Source organism: Variovorax sp. F042 (genome assembly GCF_057814215.1).
In genome coordinates this window covers 183,656-201,742 of sequence record NZ_JBVASX010000008.1, presented here as the reverse complement: position 1 = coordinate 201,742, position 18,087 = coordinate 183,656, and the positions used below count along the sequence as shown (strand labels likewise).

Sequence of the window (18,087 nt, the reverse complement as noted above, 5' to 3'; positions counted from 1 at the left end):
ACATTCGCGCCTTCTTTTTTTGATTTCGCGCAACGACATGCATACCTCTTTCCGCCGCCGCACCCTCGCCCTTGCCACGCTGGCCGCCGCCCTCTTCGCCGGCAGCGCCGCCTTCGCGCAGGACAAGAACACGCTCAAGGTCGGCGTCTCCGTCGGCAACGGCGAGCAGATCTTCGAGGTGGTCAAGAAGGTCGCCGCCAAGGACGGCCTGAACATCCAGGTCGTGGTGTTCAACGACTACCAGCTGCCCAATGCGGCGCTGGCCTCGGGCGACCTCGACGCCAACGCCTTCCAGCACCAGCCCTTTCTCGACAACCAGAACAAGGCGCGCGGCTTCGACATCGTGCCCGTGGGCCTGACCATCACCGCGCCGCTGGGCTTCTACTCGCGCAAGATCAAGTCGATCGACCAGCTGCCTGATGGCGCCTCGGTCGGCATCCAGAACGACCCGTCGAACGGCAACCGCGCGCTGTTGCTGCTGCAGCAGGCCGGCCTGATCACGCTGAAACCCGAGGCGGTGAAGAACAACACGGCCACGCCGCTGGACGTGGTGACGAACCCCAAGAAGCTGAAGCTGGTGGCACTCGACGCGGCCCAGCTGCCGCGCTCGCTCGACGACCTGACCATTGCCTCCATCAACAACGACTACGCCGAGAAGGCCGGCCTGTCGCTGAACAAGGACGCCGTGATCAAGGAGTCGCCGAAGAGCCCGTACGCCAACCTGATCGCCGTGCGCCGCGCCGACAAGGACAAGCCCTGGGCCAAGCGCCTCGTGGCCGCCTACCAGTCGCCGGAGGTGAAGAGCTTCATCGAGACCCAGTTCAAGGGCTCGCTCGTGCCGGCGTTCTGATTTCGGGTCTTGCGCCTTCCCCCAGAGGGGAAAGGCGCAATACAGGGGCACTCCCTGGCTGGCTGGCGGACCGTGAGAAAATGCCCGGTTTCCCCGAACACAGTCAGGACACCCCATGGACGCAGAACAGATCAACCAAATCGGCGCAATGCTCGCGGACCTGAGCGTCCGTACGGTCGATTTACGGAGGTATCTTTGACTACGATGCCAAAGCCGAACGTCTGAGGACGGTCAACGCATCGCTCGAAGACCCGAACGTCTGGAACGACCCGAAGAAGGCCCAGGAACTGGGCAAGGAAAAGAAGTCGCTCGACGACGTGGTCGTCACGCTCGACCGGCTCACCAACGGGCTCTCGGACAACACCGAACTCTTCGAAATGTCGAAGGAAGACGGCGACATGGACGGCCTGCAGGCCATTGCCGATGACGCCGCCACGCTCGAAGCCGACATCAAGCAGCTCGAATTCCGCCGGATGTTCAACAACCCGGCCGATCCGCTGAACGCCTTCGTCGACATCCAGGCCGGCGCCGGCGGCACCGAGGCTTGCGACTGGGCCAGCATGCTGCTGCGCCAGTACCTGAAGTACGCCGAGCGCAAGGGCTTCAAGACGCAGATCGAAGACGAAACACCCGGCGACACCGCCGGCATCAAGGGCGCGACCATCAAGGTCGAGGGCGACTACGCCTTCGGCCTGCTGCGCACCGAGACCGGCGTGCACCGCCTGGTGCGCAAGTCGCCGTTCGACTCGTCGGGCGGCCGCCACACGAGCTTTGCCAGCATCTTCGTGTACCCGGAAATCGACGACTCCATCGAGATCGAGATCAACCCGGCCGACGTGCGCACCGACACCTTCCGCGCCAGCGGCGCGGGCGGCCAGCACATCAACAAGACCGACTCGGCCGTGCGCCTGACGCACATTCCGACCGGCATCGTGGTGCAGTGCCAGGACGGCCGCAGCCAGCACAGCAACCGCGACGTGGCGTGGAAGCGCCTGCGCTCGCGCCTGTACGACCACGAGATGCGCAAGCGCCAGGAAGAGCAGCAAAAGCTCGAAGACAGCAAGACCGACGTGGGCTGGGGCCACCAGATCCGCAGCTACGTGCTGGACAACAGCCGCATCAAGGACCTGCGCACCAACGTCGAAGTTTCGGCCACGCAGAAGGTGCTGGACGGCGACCTCGACGTGTTCATCGAAGCCTCTCTCAAGCAGGGCGTGTAAAACCGATGAGCCTGAAAAGCCTGAAGGATGGTGGCAAGGTCGAAGCCTTCATCTTCGACATGGACGGCACCATGATCGACTCCATGCCCTGGCATGCGCGCTCGTGGGTGGAGTTCGTGGCGCGCCACGGGCTGAAGCTCGACGTGAGCGACATCCTCGCGCGCACCACGGGCCGCACCGGCACCGAGTGCATGCGCGAGCTGTTCGAGCGCGAGCTCTCCGACGAGGAGTGCCAGGTGCTGGTGCACGAGAAGGAAGAGATCTACCGTGCCATGTTCAGCGACAACTTCACCGAAGTGGCGGGCTTCACGGCCTTTGCCAAGGCCGCCGTTGCACGCGGCCTGAAGGTGGCGGTGGGCACTGCGGGCGACAAGGGCAACATCGAGTTCGCCATGTCGCGCCTGAAGATGGACCCGCTGCCGCTGGCCATAGTGGGCGGCGACGAAGGCTTCTCGGGCAAGCCCACGCCCGCCATCTTTCTCGAAGCCGCGCGCCGCATCGGCATTGCGCCCGAGCGCTGCATCGTCTTTGAAGACGCACCCTTCGGCATAGAAGCCGCCCGCCGCGGCGGCATGCGCGCCGTGGCCGTGTGCAGCACCCATACCGCCGCCGAGCTTGCCGGCCCCCATGTGATTGCCGCGGTTCGCGACTACAACGAACTCGCCCATTCGAATTTTCTGGAGACACTCGATGCTGCTACGTGACGCTCAAGGGCAACCCATTGCCATCCGCCGCGAAGACTATGCCGCCCCGGCGTACTGGATCGACACCGTCGACCTCACCTTCGACCTCGACCCCGCCAAGACCCGCGTGCTCAACCGCATGCAGATGCGCCGCAACCCAGAGGTGCCGGTGCAGCCGCTGCGCCTGGACGGCGACGAGCTGAACCTGGCGCGCGTGCTGGTCAACGGCCAGGGCGCTTCCTTCCGCATGGAAGGCGAGCAGCTCGTCATCGACGGCCTGCCCGATGCCTTCGAGCTCGAGATCTTCACCACCTGCTGCCCCATCAAGAACACCAAGTTGATGGGCCTGTTCGTGAGCGAAGACACCTTCTTCACGCAGTGCGAGGCCGAGGGCTTCCGCCGCATCACCTACTTCCTCGACCGTCCGGACGTGATGGCGATGTACACCGTCACGCTGCGCGCCGCCAAGGCCGCCTACCCGGTGCTGCTGTCGAACGGCAACCTCGTCGAGCAGGGCGAACTGCCCGAAGGCCGCCACTTCGCCAAGTGGGTCGACCCCTTCAAGAAGCCCAGCTACCTGTTCGCCCTGGTGGCGGGCAAGCTGGTGGCGCGCGAGCAGCGCATCAAGGCGCGCAACGGCAAGGAGCATCTGCTGCAGGTGTACGTGCGCGCCGGCGACCTCGACAAGACCGAGCACGCGATGAACTCGCTCATCAACTCGGTGCTGTGGGACGAAACCCGCTTCGGCCTGCCGCTCGACCTTGACCGCTTCATGATCGTTGCCACCAGCGACTTCAACATGGGCGCCATGGAGAACAAGGGCCTGAACATCTTCAACACGAAGTACGTTCTGGCCAACCAGGCCACCGCCACCGACGCCGACTACAGCAACATCGAAAGCGTTGTCGGCCACGAGTACTTCCACAACTGGAGCGGCGACCGCGTGACCTGCCGCGACTGGTTCCAGCTGTCGCTGAAAGAAGGCCTCACCGTCTTCCGCGACCAGGAATTCAGCCAGGATTTGTGCGCCGACGCCTCGGCCCGCGCCGTGAAGCGCATCGAAGACGTTCGCGTGCTGCGCACCGCCCAGTTCCCCGAAGACGCCGGCCCCATGGCCCACCCGGTGCGGCCCGACAGCTACATCGAGATCAGCAACTTCTACACCGTCACCATCTACGAAAAGGGTGCCGAGGTGGTCCGCATGATGCAGACGCTGGTCGGCCGCAAGGGCTTCGAAAAGGGCATCACGCTCTACTTCGAGCGCCACGACGGCCAGGCCGTGACCTGCGACGACTTCGCACAGGCCATTGCCGACGCCAACCCCGATTCGGAACTGGCACGCCTGCTGCCCCAGTTCAAGCGCTGGTACAGCCAGGCCGGCACGCCCCGCCTTGCGGCCCACGGCGTGTACGACGCGCAGAACCGCAGCTACACCCTGAGCGTGGTGCAGAGCTGCCCGCCCACGCCGGGCCAGCCGACGAAGGAGCCCTTCGTCATTCCGCTGAACATCGGCCTGCTCGACGCCAGCGGCCGCGAGCTGCCGATGCAGCTCGAGAGCGAAAGCGACGTGACCCGCGGCACCCGCACGCTGGTGCTGTCGCGCGCCGGCGAGCAGATCACCTTCGTGGGCCTCGACGCCGAGCCCGTGCCTTCCATCTTGCGCGGCTTCAGCGCGCCGGTGATCCTCGACTTCGAGTACACCGACGCGCAATTGCTCACCCTGCTGGCCAACGACCCCGACCCGTTCAACCGCTGGGAAGCCGGCCAGCGACTGGGCCTGCGCGCCGCGCTGCAGGGCATTGCCGCACTGGCCACCGACACCACGCCGGTGCTGAACGACGCGTACATCGACGCCATGCGCAGCGTGCTGCGCAACCCGCAGCTCGACGCCGCCTTCAAGGAACTGGTGCTCACGCTGCCGTCGGAAACCTACATTGCCGAGCAGCTCGACGTGGTCGACCCGCAGCGCGTGCACCTTGTGCGCGAAGCCATGCGCGCCCAGCTGGCCACCGCCCTCTTTGCCGACTGGCAGTGGGCTTATGAAGAGAACCACGACACCGGCGCCTACAGCCCCGACCCGACCTCGTCGGGCAGACGCGCGCTGGCCGGCATGGCGCTCAACTTTCTGTGCCTGGCGGCGCGCACCTCGGGCGACGTCGTGTGGCCGGGCAAGACGCTGCAGCGCTTCAAGGACGCGGGCAACATGACCGACCGCTTCAACGCGCTCAACGCGCTGGTGTCGTCGGGCAACACCCTGGCGGCGCAGGCACTGGCGCGCTTCCACGCCATCTTCAAGGACGAAGCACTGGTCATCGACAAGTGGTTCTCGCTGCAGGCTGGCGCCAGCGACCGCGGCGGCGACATCCTGCCGCTGGTCAAGCAGCTGATGAAGCACCCTGACTTCTCGCTGAAGAACCCGAACCGCGCGCGCAGCGTGATCTTTGCCTATTGCAGCGCCAACCCCGGCGCCTTTCACCGCCCCGACGCGGCCGGCTATGTGTTCTGGAGCGAGCGCGTGATCGAGCTCGACGCCATCAACCCGCAAGTGGCTGCCCGCCTCGCCCGCGCACTCGACCGCTGGAGCAAGCTGGCCGAGCCGTACCGCAGCGCCGCGCGCGAAGCCATCGCCCGCGTGGCCGCCAAGCCCGACCTGAGCAAGGACACGCACGAAGTCGTGACCCGCGCCCTGGCCGGAAACTGAAGCAACCGAACCCCACAAGACACATGGCTCAACAAAAGATTTCCCTCACCCGCTACCTCGTCGAACAGCAACGCGCCGACGGCCTCATTCCCGGCCAGCTGCGCCTGCTGCTCGAAGTGGTCGCGCGCGCCTGCAAGAGCATCAGCCAGGCCGTCAACAAGGGCGCGCTGGGCGGCGTGCTCGGCACCGCCGAGAGCGAGAACGTGCAGGGCGAGATCCAGAAGAAGCTGGACATCATCGCCAACGAAGTGCTGATTGAGGCCAACGAATGGGGCGGCCACCTCGCGGCCATGGCCAGCGAGGAAATGGACAGCATCTACGTGGTGCCCAACCGCTACCCGCAGGGCGAATACCTGCTCATGTTCGACCCGCTCGACGGCAGCAGCAACATCGACGTGAACGTCAGCATCGGCACCATCTTCAGCGTGCTGAAGAAGCCCGACGACCACCCCGGCGTGCAGGAAGGCGACTTTCTGCAGGCAGGCACCCAGCAAGTGGCCGCCGGCTACTGCATCTACGGCCCGCAGACCACCCTGGTGCTGACCGTGGGCAACGGCGTGGCCATGTTCACGCTGGACCGCGAGCAAGGCAGCTTCGTGCTGACGCAGGAAGACATCCAGATTCCGGCCGACACCAAGGAATTTGCCATCAACATGAGCAACATGCGCCACTGGGACGAGCCCATGAAGCGCTACATCGACGAATGCCTGGCCGGCAAGGAAGGCCCGCGCGGCAAGGACTTCAACATGCGCTGGATTGCCAGCATGGTGGCCGACGTGCACCGCATCCTGATGCGCGGCGGCGTCTTCATGTACCCGTGGGACAAGCGCGAGCCCGAAAAGGCCGGCAAGCTGCGCCTGATGTACGAGGCCAACCCGATGAGCTGGCTGGTCGAACAGGCCGGCGGCGCGGCCACCAACGGCAAGCAACGCATCCTGGACCTGCAGCCCACCAAACTGCATGAGCGGGTGAGCGTGATGTTGGGTTCGCGTAACGAAGTTGAGCGGCTGACCCAGTACCACGCCGAGAAGGCGTGATTTCTTGGCTATAATCTGAGGCTTCGCCGGTGTAGCTCAGTCGGTAGAGCAGCTCATTCGTAATGAGAAGGTCGGGTGTTCGATTCATCTCTCCGGCACCAAATCAAAAGCCCCGCTATTTTTTCAATAGCGGGGCTTTTTGTTTGTGGGTCCTGAAATTGAGCCTAGTCGCCGTTCGCAATCAAGCAGGCCCTGCTGACTCAATAGCCTGAAGTCTTTCCATCAGCGTCAGATTCTTTGTCCGCGCGTGTTCGCCGTAATGCACCTCCCGATGACAAGCGGGGCAAAGGGCGGCAACAAACTGCGGATGATCGGGTCCTCCATCAGACACCCGTGTGGTGTGGTGCGGCTCCAGATAGGGAAGACCCCCGTTTCGACGAAACGGCGCAGGTTGCTCGCAAAGTTCGCACTTCCCTGCTGCGCGCAAAAGCACGTAATCACGCACTGCTCGGCTGCGCTCGTAGACGGTGCGACTTCCCTCTTTGCCGTTTTGTGAGCCATCGACCTTAGAGGCGGCAATTGCCCTATTTCTGGACTCTTGAAGCGTCAGATCTTTAGCACGATCGTCCACTGCTGAAGCGAGTTCCAACTGCTCGAGGCGAGCGACCGGTACAAGCCGAAAAATGATCGCGTTGCGAAGAATGCCTTCGACATCAGGCGCACGAACCCAGTCGTGCCCGTGATAGACGAATTCCCCAAGGTACTTTTGCCCCTTGCCTTTGCCAATGGTCCGAAACAAATGCAGCGCTTTTCCTCTGACTGAGTGATCGCGCACCGCCATGTTGCCTCGGACAAACCTCATGTCGCTCTTCTGGCCTTCACCCGAAAAAAAGAAGGTGCCTTCGTCATCGAATCGGTCTTCGTAGCCATAGCGTTCACCGCTATCCCCAGTGAACAAGAACGTCACCGGAGCTTGCGCAGAGTCAGAAATACCGCCTTGCCGACCGCCTCCGAACGGAATGTTGAGATCAGGCCAACGCTGATAGGTTTTTCCCAAGACAAAAGATGGGAGCTCTTCAGCAATCGAAAGCGAGGGGAACGCTGGCTTGCTTGCCACGTCATTTCCCTGAGAAATTGATTCGCGCCGCCCAATTCGGCACGAGAACCGCATCTCTGCAGCGCCTACAACGAGCTGGCCTTCTGCGATTTGCCCCGAAATAGCCGAACATCACTCACCCTTACAGTTAACGATTGGCGACATACTTTAACGTCAATCGATTTGGGCAAGTCACAATTTCAGGCTACCTCGGCAACTATCGTTTCTCCTCCGCATCTGCCAACACGGGGATCACCAGAAAGCTCGCACCATCGGGTGACTATTTCGTTTGGCAACTGTGAAATGGCGACGACCTCGCTAGATACACTTGTTTCGTCGTCGAAATCCCGATGTCTGCTCTCGTTTTCAGCACGAGCAGACCGGCCAGCCCGTAACCCGTTGACAAAGGGCAACAGGAGAGCCCCACATGACCGATCTAACTGATGCGGCACTCGGCGTCACGCTCGTCGACGTCGCGCCACTGGCCGCCCGCTTGGAGCAATTCGCTGTTGAGCGCGACTGGGCTCAATTCCACTCCCCCAAAAACTTGGTCATGGCCCTGACCGGCGAGGTCGGCGAACTGAATGAAATCTTTCAGTGGATGCCGGAAGAAGCGTCCAAAGAGGCTGGCCGAGACCCACAAACGGCGCAGGCCGTACAAGAAGAGCTCGCGGACGTCCTGCTCTACCTCGTTCGCCTGTCTTCCGTTTTGGGCGTAGACCTCGACGCCGCCGTCCAACAAAAGCTGAAAGCCAACGCCCTGCGCTACCCCGCAGACAAGGTGCGCGGCAGCAGCAAGAAGCACAGCCAGCCTGAAGCTGGCGAGTCTGGGAAGGATTGACGTGATCGTCTACGAGGCCGACAAGAAGCAATTTCTCAGCGACAACAACGACAGGGACATCGAAGACGTCATCCTCGCCAAGTACTTCAGTGCTACCGGCCGCAAGGTGCCGGCGGCGGAGATGAGGTCATGGCGCGATTCGCTCGGGTACATGTCGAAAGTGCTCAGCGACTCTGAAATTCCGAATGATGTCGGCGTGGCCGTCGAGCTTCACATCCCGCAAAGCTCCAAGCGCATCGACATCAGCCTGACCGGTCGAGGTCACGACAACTCGAAGAACGTCGTGATCGTCGAGCTCAAGCAATGGGACAAGGTAAAGCCTTCGATGAAGGACGCACTGGTCAACACCTACTTCGGCGGCGGACACCGCGAGGTCGTTCATCCTTCGTACCAAGCGTGGTCCTATGCCTCTTTGATGGAAGGCTTCAACGAAGCCGTCTACTCCGGCGGCATCTCCGTCCAGGCTTGCGCCTACCTGCACAACTACGAGCGCGACGGCGTCATCGATTCGGCCCACTACGCCGACTACATCGCAAAGGCACCGCTGTTCCTGCGCGGTGAAGCAGAACGAAGCTTGCTACGCACCTTCATCAAGCAGCACATCAAGTTCGGTGACCCGAGCGTGCTTTATGAACTGGCCAACGGCCGTATCAGGCCGTCGAAGGCGCTCAGCGACAGCCTTGCGGGTCTGCTGAAGGGAAACGCCGAGTTCATCTTGATCGATGACCAGAAGGAGGTCTACGAGCACATCCTGGCCGCAGGCCGATCTGCATCGAGTGCGAACCCCAAGGTGGTGATCGTCGAAGGCGGCCCGGGAACTGGCAAGACCGTTCTCGCCATCAACGCTCTGGTCACCTTGATGGGTGCCGGCTTGAACTGCAAATACGTTTCGAAGAATGCTGCGCCGAGGCGCGTCTACGAAACCAAGCTTGTCGGCACGATGAAGCGCACGCACTACGCCAACCTCTTCACAGGCTCAGGCGGCTTCATCGACACGCCCGCCGACCAGTTCGACGTGTTGATCGTGGACGAGGCGCACCGCTTGAACGAGAAGAGCGGCCTGTACGGCAATCTCGGCGAGAACCAGGTCAAAGAGCTCATTGCCGCCGCCAAGTGCACCGTGTTCTTCATCGATGAAGACCAGCGCGTGACGCTGAGCGACATCGGCAGCAAGAAGACCATTCGCGACTTCGGCATCGGTAAGGGTGCCGAGGTGTCGGAGCACGAGTTGGCCTCGCAATTCAGGTGCAGCGGCTCGGACGGCTACATCGCTTGGCTCGACGACACGCTCGATGTGCGAGAGACCGCCAACAAGACGCTCACGCCGGCCGAGTTCGACTTTCAAGTCTTCGGCACGCCCGACGAATTGCATGCATCGATCAAAGCAAAGAACACGACCGGCACCGCACGCGTGGTCGCCGGCTATTGCTGGCCATGGACCAGCAAGAAGGACCCGAAGGCCTTCGACATCGTCATCGGTGACTACCGCAAGCGCTGGAACCTCGACGTCGACGGTAGCTTGTGGATCATTGCGCCGAACTCGATCAACGAGGTGGGCTGCATTCATACCTGCCAGGGCTTGGAGGTGGACTACATCGGGGTCATCATCGGGCCGGATTTGATAGTTCGCGACGGGTGCGTCGTGACAGTGCCAGAGGCACGAGACCGATTCGACAAGACATTGCGCGGCTACAAGTCTCGATTCAAGGCCAATCCCAAAAATGCCGCTGCAGAGGCGGATCTCATCATCAAGAACACCTACCGCACGTTGATGACGCGCGGCATGAAAGGGTGTTACGTCTACTGCAGCGACGAAGAGACCGCGAGCTACTTTCGCAACCGGCTGTCACCCGGCGCGCTCGCTGCGGTCCAGCCATGAAGATCAGCGGCGGGCAACAACGCCTGCCGGCTGATGGCCTCAGGCTTGGTGCTGATCCATCGCGTTGGGCTTCTTCAGAAGCTCCTGGACAAGTCGGGCAATGTCGTCCACCAGATCGGAGGCAAGCCACATGATGTTGTCCCGATGCCGCTCCCCAATTCCTTCGAGCCATTCACTCCAGTCCCCATGGCAGCAACTCAGCAGAGATTGCAATTGGGTCAACTTGTTCTCAAGAGTGCCTGACGCGTCCTGCTGGTGGGTTACGTCGTCGGAGGTGGGCGTGTTTTGCCCGGCGATAATTCGATCAGCCATTTGATGTGCGTCCTTTCCGAGGTTGTGCACGTTGATTGGTCAGACGGCCATGGTGTTAGCGCACCTTGGCCGTCGCCTTTTGTGCCTCACATCGACATCGCTGCGGTGTGCATCGATGTCCCGCCGTGAGGCGCGGCGGACCTTCAAATGTATGGGAGAAGCGCGCTGGCGGACGCCTCCATGCAGTGAACAAATTGGGGATCGCGTCGACTTTGAGCGCATCACCGTGATCGTTGCTGCACTCGACGATGCGCAAGCTCGGGCCTTGATCTGCTTGGCCTTCGCACGACTCCTGTAGCGCAACGTGGGCAGGCAGACATCAGTCGCAGAACGCTGCGAGCCCCATGCCCCGTGCTTTCGCCCGGGTCAAGATCGCGTGCATCGACTTGAAGGCCGCAATCTGCCCGCGTTGGGCACCAGTTTCAGGGGTGTTGGCGGTGAATATCTCGAGCATGGCCACAACCTGCTCTCCACTCAGCAGTGAATCCTCGAAGTACTTGAGGTCGGCGCCTTTCTGGATGCATCTGTCGAAGAGGGCCGCGAGTGAGCGATGCACATCCAGATCGACGGAGCCCGCATGCTCGAGGCCACGCGGGTCTTTCGGCAAGTGCCTGCAGGCCGGTTCGACGAAGTAGAGGTCGAGCATTCGGCACCCTATCGAGGCATCCGCTTCGCCAGTTCGGCGCAGGTCAGGTCCAGGCCGTCGGCGTGCATTGCCAACGGCACGCGAAGCGTCTTTTCCAGGCTCTTGAGCCACTGGAAGAAACCGACGGTGTGCGCTTCGTCGGCCTCGGTCATCTCGAAAATTCCGTTGCTCGCATGCGATCGCTGGACGAGTTCGATGAGCGAGACGAACGACGCCAGATCCTTCGCGATGTCGGCAGTGTCCAGCGCGCGCATATCGCGGATCAGGCTCAGCTCTTCCTGCATCGGCATCACGGTCGGCCGCGTTGCCCAATATGCCAACAGCTTGCCGGGGGTCATCGCGGTCATGGGCCTACAGGCTCTCGAAGAAGTAGGCCAGCACTGTGTCGTCGGCGAATCCCTTGTCGAACATTTCGTCCGAAAGAGACCGCGCGGCATCATCGAAGGAAATCTGGTCGAACTTCCGGTCTTGCAGCATCTTCACGAATGGTGCGCACAGTTCGGCAAGCTCCGCGTGGTCGACGGCAAGCTGCCTCACACCGTCGCTCATGACGTACGGCAAGACCACGAAAACGCGCAGGTCGAAGCGGACATGGAAGCGGGCCTGCATTTCCTTGCTGAACTCGCAATCGATCAGGTGCGAGTACCGATCGTTGGCGGGGCCGTGGCCTGTAGCGTTCACCCTGGCTGCACTGAAGGCGTGGAGTACTTCGGCGAGTTCGTGAGCAGGCGTATCGGGCAGCGGCTCGAAGTCTCTTGCGGCGGCGAAGGCTTGGAGTTTCTGGATGGTCGGCGTCATGGCAAGTTCAGGGGCGCATCAAACAATCTCGGTGAACAGGCTCTCGAGCACGGTCGCCGGCATCAGTCACAGAATGCCGCAAGCCCCGAGTCTTCTTCTGCGGCACGATCAAGAATCCCCCGGATCGCCTTGAACGCAGCGATCTGCCCGCGATGAGCGCCAAGCACGCCGGTGCTCGCGGCGAACACACGCCGCATCGTCACGACCTGTTCGGGGCGCAGCAGGGAGTCGTCGAAGTAGGTGAGGTTTGCGCCCTTTTGCCCGCATTGGTCGAACACAACGTCCAAGGAGCGATGCGCATTGAAATCGATGGAGCCCGCATGCACCATTCCGCGCGGATCCTTGGGTATGGACCTGCATGAAGATGGGACGAAGTAGATGTCGAGCATGGGTGCAACGGGGCCACGCTCAACGCCGCAGCATCGAGCGGTAGTAGTCCGCGAGCGCACCGTGCGGAAGCAGAGCACCGGCAATCTTCGTCAGCACCTGCACGTCGCCCTCCTCCTTGCGGAAATGAACCGTGACACTGGAGGGAAGCAGCACCATCTGCTCGTCGCCCAGGTCGAAGTGTGTCGCGCCTTCGAAGGCGCTGGCGGCTTGCAAAGGCCCGGCAATGTCCGAGAAACCGGGTAGATCGCAATGGCCGAAGAAGTCGATGGTGTCGTGCGAGAAATTCTTTTTGGGGTCGAAGTGGAGGTTGAGGCTCCAGCCGTCGAAGTCGAAGGTGTACACGCCCCCCGCCCCCGTGCGCCATTGCTCGTCGGCCTCCTGCTCGCAGGCTGTCTGCTCCGGAATGCTCATGCCCGCGGCCAGATGCACGGCGCCTCGCTCGAGGTAGCGCAGAAGGTCGAGCTGCCCGGCGATGGTTTGCTTCAACATCCGACGTGCTTCACCAGCCTCCGTTTCACCGGAGACGGAAGTTCTCCGCCGCACTACCGAGCCACTCTTGCTGAGCAGGAATGTGCGCCGCAAGTCCTTCCAGGAATGAAGCAAAGCGCTCGAAGACCTTCACGGCCTCGGGATCCTCGAAGGTATGGCCCCACCCCGTGGTGTGGGAGTCTTCGAGCTGGTCCAGTATCTTGAAGAAAACCTCGCTGCGCGCGATGTCATCGGGCTCGAGCGCCATCACGCCAAGCATGAAGCGCACCTCGTCCCCCACGGAAAGCAGTGAGGGCGCGTTCTGCAGGTCTTCGTACAACAGGTCGATCGATTTCATGGACTGCAGGCCTTCATGGGTCAGGCGACCTTGTGGTCGGAATGTGAGTTCCATTCCTGCCAAGGCATCGTGCTTCGCCCCGACAGGCTCAGTCGCTGAACGCCACAAGCCCCGCGCCTTTGCCGACCGCTCCTTCGAAGATGCCGCGCATTTCGTCGAACGCCGCAAGCGCCTGGCGGTTGCCGCCAAGCTCTCCCACATTCGAAGTGAAGATTTTCAGCAGCGTTGCAACCTGTGCGGGTGTCAGCAGGGAATCTTCGAAGTACTTGAAACTTGCGCCGGCCTTGCTGCCCTTGTCGAACAACACGGCCAGCGAACGGTGCGCATCGAGTTCGATGGAGCCCGCCAGTTCCAGGCTGCCCGGGTCTTCGGGCACGTCCGTGGTGGAGGGGTCTGTGTAGTAGATGTCCAGCATAGTCAGTCCAGCGGGTGGAAGGTTCGAACGGTTCCGTCTTCGTTGACGGTGGCGCGATAGCGTTTGTATTGTCCGTCGTACTTCAGCCGGGACTCGAACACGGCCTTCCCCTCGTAGCTCGACTCCTTGCCGTGCTTGAGCGTCTTGCCCAGCAGCGAGGAAATCTCTCCCTGGCTCATGCTGGAGCTGAACTTCGATTTGTTGGGGAACCGCGCCGGATCGACGTGCCGGTCGTAGATGTGCTTCCACCCCGACGTGGCATTGCCCTGCTCCAGCGTGAAGTTGCGGCTGCCCCTGTTGAAGCCGACCGGCCGTGCAAGCGTCTCGCCGCAGATCCAACCCAGCGGGTCGATCCACCGGATGGGGTTGGGAGAGTAGCTGTGCAGGTTGTCGCCACCCGCAAGCCCGATCGGGTCAGGGCTGATGAACCGCCCAATGTCCGGGTCATAAAACCGGAAGGTGTTGTAGTGCAGCCCCGTGTCCCGGTCCAGGTACTGCCCCTGGAAGCGCAGGTTCTGCTCGATGGCCTGGGGCGCCGTGCCGGTCGATGCAACAGCGCGGCCATTCAGGGCCGTGACCTCCCATTGCTCGGTAACGGTTGCGCCCCATGTCCTGTAGCTCGCGCGCCAGCACAGTTGGCCTTCGTTGTTGCTCAGTTCTTCCGGCAGGCCGGCGGTATCGTTGTGAAAGTGAAAGACCTGTGCCGTGTCCGATGACTGGGCGGGCTCGGCCTTCGCGTCGAGCCGCGCGACTGGTACGTGGCTTTCGGCCTCGTACACATAGCTCACCACCTGCGAGCCCCTGCGCTCCTCGATGAGCCGCATCCCCTCCCAGACGAACCGCGTGCTGCCGAACGCATCGTGCTTCGCCACCCGCCGCCCCATGGCGTCGTAGTCGAATCGCGTGAGTTGCGTGGTGGCTTCGGGCGTGCCCGGGCGGCGCGTGGTGTGCACGGCCACGAGTCGGCTTTCCTCGTCCCACTCGAAGCGCTGCTCGGTATGCCTGCCCGCCCTCTTGCGCACCAGCCGGCCATGGCCGTCGTAGCTGTAGCGCTTGTCCTCGAAAACGCGCACTAAGTTGTCGCGCACATAGCCGGGCGCGGTCGATGATGCATCGAGCAGGTTGCCCGCGGGGTCGTAGGCAAAGCGTTCGCTGTTGGCGGCAGCCGCGCTGTGCACGGTTTCTTCTATGCGTCCGGTGGCGTCGTATCGGTGCCCTGTCGTGCCTTGCAGCGAATGCCGGCTCTGCCGCAGCTCACCCACTGGGTCGTAGCTGTATTCCTTCATCAGCCCGTCGAGCAGGCGAGCCCCGGGCGTGCCGGCGCTGTCGATGGCCTGGCGCCAGCTCGGGTCTTGTGTAGTGAAGGCTGTGTCCAGCCCGCCGGCCCGGCACCACGATGCGGCACGTCGGCCCAAGGGGTCGAGTGCGAAGCGGGTGTGCAGCGCACCCTGGCTGCGCGCCACTTCGCGGTGCAGGTCGTCGCGCTCGATGTCGCTGATGAGCTGGTGCACCGCGGGTGCATCGCCGCGCTGCTGCGACAGGTTGACCTGGTGCAGGTGGCCGGAGCCGTAGTACAGGTAGTTCAGCACACGCTGCACGCCTGGCTGCGACGCGATGGCGGGCAACACGGTCTGCGTGCGGTTGCCCAGTTCGTCGTGCGCGTGGTGCAGGGTGTGCGTTTCGCCGGTGAGCTCGTCGATGGCGGTCTCTTCGATCAGCCGGCCGAGCTTGTCGTAGGCGAAAACGGTGCGGTGCAGCGTGCGCGCTTCGCCGCCGGTGCGGGGTTGCGGCGCCTCCAGCTTGACCGCCTCGGTCAGCCGATCGAGCTGGTCGTAGCTGTAGCGATAGTGGTGGCTCTGGGTGCGCTTTCCGATGAGGCGGCCCACGGCGTCGCGCAGCAGTTCTGTGCGCAAGGGCCGGCTCGCGGCAGGCCGTGGCCCGGTGCCGTCGTGCAGCGCAAGGTCTTCGTCGCCGATGCCGGGCACATGGGTGATGCACACCGGCCAGCCGTTGGCGTCGTATTCCACCTGCACCCGCGTGCCGCCCACGCGGCGCTCTTCCACCACGCGATCGGCGGCGTCGCGCACGAACTCGAAGTGCAGGCCGTTCTCGTTGACGAGCGACTGCAGGCGCTGGGCGCTGTCGTAGTGCCACGCGATGCGGCGCCCCTCGGCGTCCTGCCGCGTCAGCGGTTGGCCGCGCAGGCCGAGTGCGAATTGCGTGCTGCGGCTCAGCGCATCGGTGGCAGCCACGATGCGGCCGGCGGCGTCGCGGCGGAACGACTGATGGCTCTGGTCGGGGAGCGACACCGACAGCAGCCGCCCCATGGCGTCGTGCGTCAATCGCGTGCGCTGACCCGCTGCGTCGGTCACGGCCTGCAGGTGGCCCCAGCCGTCGTAGGCGTAGCGCGTGGTCTTGCCGGAGCAGTCGGTCAGGGAGAGCAGTTGCGCGCACTCGTTCCAGGCCATGCGGTTGGTGCCGCCCTTGCCGTCGGTAACGACGATGGGCAGGCCCCGCCTGTCGTAGGCGTACTCGGTGGTGTGGCCCAGCGGGTCGGTCTCGCGCACCAGGTTGCCCTGGTCGCTGTAGGCGTAGGTCCAGGTGCTGCCGTCTGCCAGGGTCTCGCGCCAGGGCTGGCCGAACTCGGTCCAGCCGGTGCTCTGCGTGCGGCCCAGCGCATCGGTGCGGCTGCTCATGAGCCCCATGGGGTCGTAGGTGCAGCGCGTGGTGGCGCCGCCGGGCTCGGTGATGGCAACGAGCTGGCGCAGCTCGTTGTACTGCGCATGCCATTGGCGGCCCGCCGCGTCGATGTAGTCGGTGACCTGGTGGTCGGCGTTCCAGTGCCAGGCGAATTCGCGGCCGAGCTGGTCGATGACCAGGGTTTCACCCAGCGCCAGCGCATCGTCCGCGGGGGGCGTCATGCGGCGCACGGTGTAGCTCTCGCCGTCGTTTGTCCAGTGGCGGGCCACGTGCGCGTCGCCGGCCGAGCCACGCCACTCGTAGCGGCACTCCAGCCCCGCCGCGTCGGCGTGGAAGCTCATGAGGCCCTGGGCGTCGTAGCCGAAGCGGCGCACCACTACGCCATTGCGGTCGGTCACGTCGAGCAGGCGGCCTTCGGCGTCGTGCCTGTACGCCACCAGCAGGCCCGGCAGCTCGCCGGGTGCACCGGCAGCCAGGCGCACTGCCCCCAGCCGGCGGCTCTCGCCCGCGTAGTCGAGCGCAAGCAAGCGCCCGGTGCTGTCGGTCAGCTCGCTCAGCCGGCCCAGCGCATCGTGGCGCAGGTCGATGAAGTTGCCGTTGCGGTCCTCGAGCCGCGCGAGCTTCAGCGTCTGCGTGCGCAGCTCGCCTTCGGCCGGAGGCTCGAACATGAAGAACAGCCCGCCCGGCACGTGAATGAAGTAGTGGCCGCCTTCGGAGCGGCACAGGTCCAGGCCGTCGCGCATGCTGTATTGCCGAGTACCGGGCTCGATGTCTGGCAGCACCATCGGCCGGCCCTGCTCATCGATGAGCGTCACGGTGGGCTGTCCGGCGGCGTCATTGCCCAGCCGCAGCTCCATCGCATAGGGCAGGCTCCAGCCCTGCCCCAGCGCGCCGTCGCGGCGAAGGTCGTGGCTGCTGTAGAAGCGCTGCCACGCAATGGGCAGCGGGCCGGGCAAGCTGAAGTCAAGCTCGCTCTCGCCACCCAGAAACTTTCCGCCCGTGGCCGCATGCACCGGGTTGCCGAAGGAGCTGACCAGGCCGTGGATGCCCATGCCCAGCCCCACCGCGCCTTCGATCAGGCAAGGCAGCGCGTTCTTGCCCTGGCGCGCGAGCTTGGGCAGGCAGCGCAGGCCGCGGTAGATCATGACCACGTTGAAGATGGTCACCAGCACCTTCGAGATGAGCGGCACCTCGTCGGCCACCTCGCGCACGCGTGCGGTCGGCCCACCGATGAAGACGGTGGGCGAGCCTTCGCTCACCTTGGCGCCGCACTCGGTGTGGTCGTCCTTGCGCGAGGCCACGCCCATGTTGACGAACACGGTCTCCGCGCCCTCGGCAAGAAGGATCTGCGGCGAGTCTTTCTTGCAGCTCACGGTGTCCATCGGCATCTCGGGCGAGGCGCGCGCCGCGCCTATGGCCTTGTTGTCGATGAACACGTCCGACGAGCCGCTGGTGATCATGCCGGTCACGGTGAGGGTCTCGGGCACCAGCGCATCGGCAATCGACTCGCCCAGGCTCGCGCCGACATACCCGCCGACCATGCGCGCGCCCACCACCACAGCGCCCGCCACCAGCGGCCCCGCAAGCCCCCCGGTGCCGACCACGGCGGCCGCCGCCACGCCCACCGCGAAGCCAACGGCGATGCCGCCGATCAGCCCGCCCGCGAACTTGGCCCAGAAGCGCGCGTGCGCGTTGGTGTGGGCAATGGGGTCGTGCAGCCGGGCGGCGGGTTTACCGGCCATGGGTCGTCGTG

General features: G+C 63.7%; 17 protein-coding genes and 1 tRNA gene. 8 read left to right on the top strand and 10 right to left on the bottom strand.

The genetic code is table 11. The features are described from left to right. The first annotated feature begins 37 nt into the window (after positions 1-37). From ACZYSP_RS23645 to ACZYSP_RS23620, 6 genes are all read left to right on the top strand, one after another. Positions 38-850 carry a MetQ/NlpA family ABC transporter substrate-binding protein gene (locus ACZYSP_RS23645; RefSeq protein ID WP_093051901.1) on the top strand — a complete coding sequence of 271 codons (813 nt, stop codon included), beginning with the start codon at positions 38-40 and terminating at the stop codon, positions 848-850. Between the two features lie 115 nt (positions 851-965). Continuing rightward, positions 966-2,070, top strand: a protein-coding gene (gene prfB, locus ACZYSP_RS23640; RefSeq protein WP_097198623.1) for a peptide chain release factor 2 whose coding sequence is annotated in 2 segments (ribosomal slippage) — positions 966-1,046 and positions 1,048-2,070 — 1,104 coding nt in all. Because the reading frame shifts where the segments join, the coding sequence is not laid out codon by codon here. A 5-nt stretch (positions 2,071-2,075) separates the two neighbouring features. Then, positions 2,076-2,774 carry an HAD family hydrolase gene (locus ACZYSP_RS23635; protein ID WP_093077919.1) on the top strand — a complete coding sequence of 233 codons (699 nt, stop codon included), beginning with the start codon at positions 2,076-2,078 and terminating at the stop codon, positions 2,772-2,774. Next, entirely contained in the window at positions 2,761-5,454 is a 2,694-nt protein-coding gene (gene pepN, locus ACZYSP_RS23630; RefSeq protein ID WP_489016903.1) for an aminopeptidase N, read from the top strand. The genes ACZYSP_RS23635 and pepN overlap by 14 nt, the downstream gene beginning before the upstream one ends. A gap of 23 nt (positions 5,455-5,477) precedes the next feature. Further along, positions 5,478-6,491: a class 1 fructose-bisphosphatase gene (locus ACZYSP_RS23625; protein ID WP_093051765.1), complete on the top strand. Its 1,014-nt coding sequence runs from the start codon at positions 5,478-5,480 to the stop codon at positions 6,489-6,491. A 25-nt stretch (positions 6,492-6,516) separates the two neighbouring features. Further along, a tRNA-Thr gene (locus ACZYSP_RS23620) sits at positions 6,517-6,592 on the top strand. Positions 6,593-6,672: 80 nt separating this feature from the next. Here ACZYSP_RS23620 and ACZYSP_RS23615 read toward each other — a convergent pair. Beyond that, positions 6,673-7,548 (bottom strand): HNH endonuclease, encoded by an 876-nt coding sequence (locus ACZYSP_RS23615; protein ID WP_256216824.1) that lies wholly within the window; start codon positions 7,546-7,548, stop codon positions 6,673-6,675. 406 nt (positions 7,549-7,954) lie between these two features. Between ACZYSP_RS23615 and ACZYSP_RS23610 the strand changes: the two genes are divergently transcribed. Then, positions 7,955-8,368 carry a nucleotide pyrophosphohydrolase gene (locus ACZYSP_RS23610; RefSeq protein WP_093077923.1) on the top strand — a complete coding sequence of 138 codons (414 nt, stop codon included), beginning with the start codon at positions 7,955-7,957 and terminating at the stop codon, positions 8,366-8,368. Position 8,369: 1 nt separating this feature from the next. Beyond that, a complete protein-coding gene (locus ACZYSP_RS23605; protein ID WP_093077925.1) occupies positions 8,370-10,247 on the top strand; it encodes a DUF2075 domain-containing protein in 1,878 nt (625 codons plus the stop codon). 39 nt (positions 10,248-10,286) lie between these two features. On the opposite strand, the gene ACZYSP_RS23600 is transcribed toward ACZYSP_RS23605, so the two are convergent. The 9 genes from ACZYSP_RS23600 to ACZYSP_RS23560 all read right to left on the bottom strand — a co-directional run bounded on the left by ACZYSP_RS23600 (position 10,287) and on the right by ACZYSP_RS23560 (position 18,076). Continuing rightward, complete coding sequence (locus ACZYSP_RS23600) at positions 10,287-10,559, bottom strand: hypothetical protein (protein ID WP_093077926.1); 273 nt, start codon at positions 10,557-10,559, stop codon at positions 10,287-10,289. A gap of 319 nt (positions 10,560-10,878) precedes the next feature. After that, positions 10,879-11,205: a hypothetical protein gene (locus ACZYSP_RS23595; RefSeq protein WP_093077928.1), complete on the bottom strand. Its 327-nt coding sequence runs from the start codon at positions 11,203-11,205 to the stop codon at positions 10,879-10,881. A gap of 8 nt (positions 11,206-11,213) precedes the next feature. Beyond that, entirely contained in the window at positions 11,214-11,552 is a 339-nt protein-coding gene (locus tag ACZYSP_RS23590) for a hypothetical protein (RefSeq protein ID WP_093077929.1), read from the bottom strand. Between the two features lie 4 nt (positions 11,553-11,556). Continuing rightward, the gene (locus tag ACZYSP_RS23585; RefSeq protein ID WP_093077931.1) at positions 11,557-12,003 is read right to left on the bottom strand and encodes a hypothetical protein; all 447 of its coding nucleotides are present in this window, start codon (positions 12,001-12,003) and stop codon (positions 11,557-11,559) included. A gap of 62 nt (positions 12,004-12,065) precedes the next feature. After that, the gene (locus tag ACZYSP_RS23580; RefSeq protein ID WP_143062594.1) at positions 12,066-12,392 is read right to left on the bottom strand and encodes a hypothetical protein; all 327 of its coding nucleotides are present in this window, start codon (positions 12,390-12,392) and stop codon (positions 12,066-12,068) included. 19 nt (positions 12,393-12,411) lie between these two features. Then, positions 12,412-12,882 (bottom strand): hypothetical protein, encoded by a 471-nt coding sequence (locus ACZYSP_RS23575; protein WP_489016898.1) that lies wholly within the window; start codon positions 12,880-12,882, stop codon positions 12,412-12,414. Between the two features lie 25 nt (positions 12,883-12,907). Beyond that, on the bottom strand, positions 12,908-13,219 hold the full coding sequence (locus ACZYSP_RS23570) for a hypothetical protein (protein ID WP_218149756.1): 312 nt from the start codon (positions 13,217-13,219) through the stop codon (positions 12,908-12,910). An 88-nt stretch (positions 13,220-13,307) separates the two neighbouring features. Next, positions 13,308-13,634: a hypothetical protein gene (locus ACZYSP_RS23565; protein WP_093077935.1), complete on the bottom strand. Its 327-nt coding sequence runs from the start codon at positions 13,632-13,634 to the stop codon at positions 13,308-13,310. Between the two features lie 2 nt (positions 13,635-13,636). Then, a complete protein-coding gene (locus ACZYSP_RS23560; RefSeq protein WP_093077937.1) occupies positions 13,637-18,076 on the bottom strand; it encodes an RHS repeat-associated core domain-containing protein in 4,440 nt (1,479 codons plus the stop codon). Positions 18,077-18,087 lie beyond the last annotated feature (11 nt).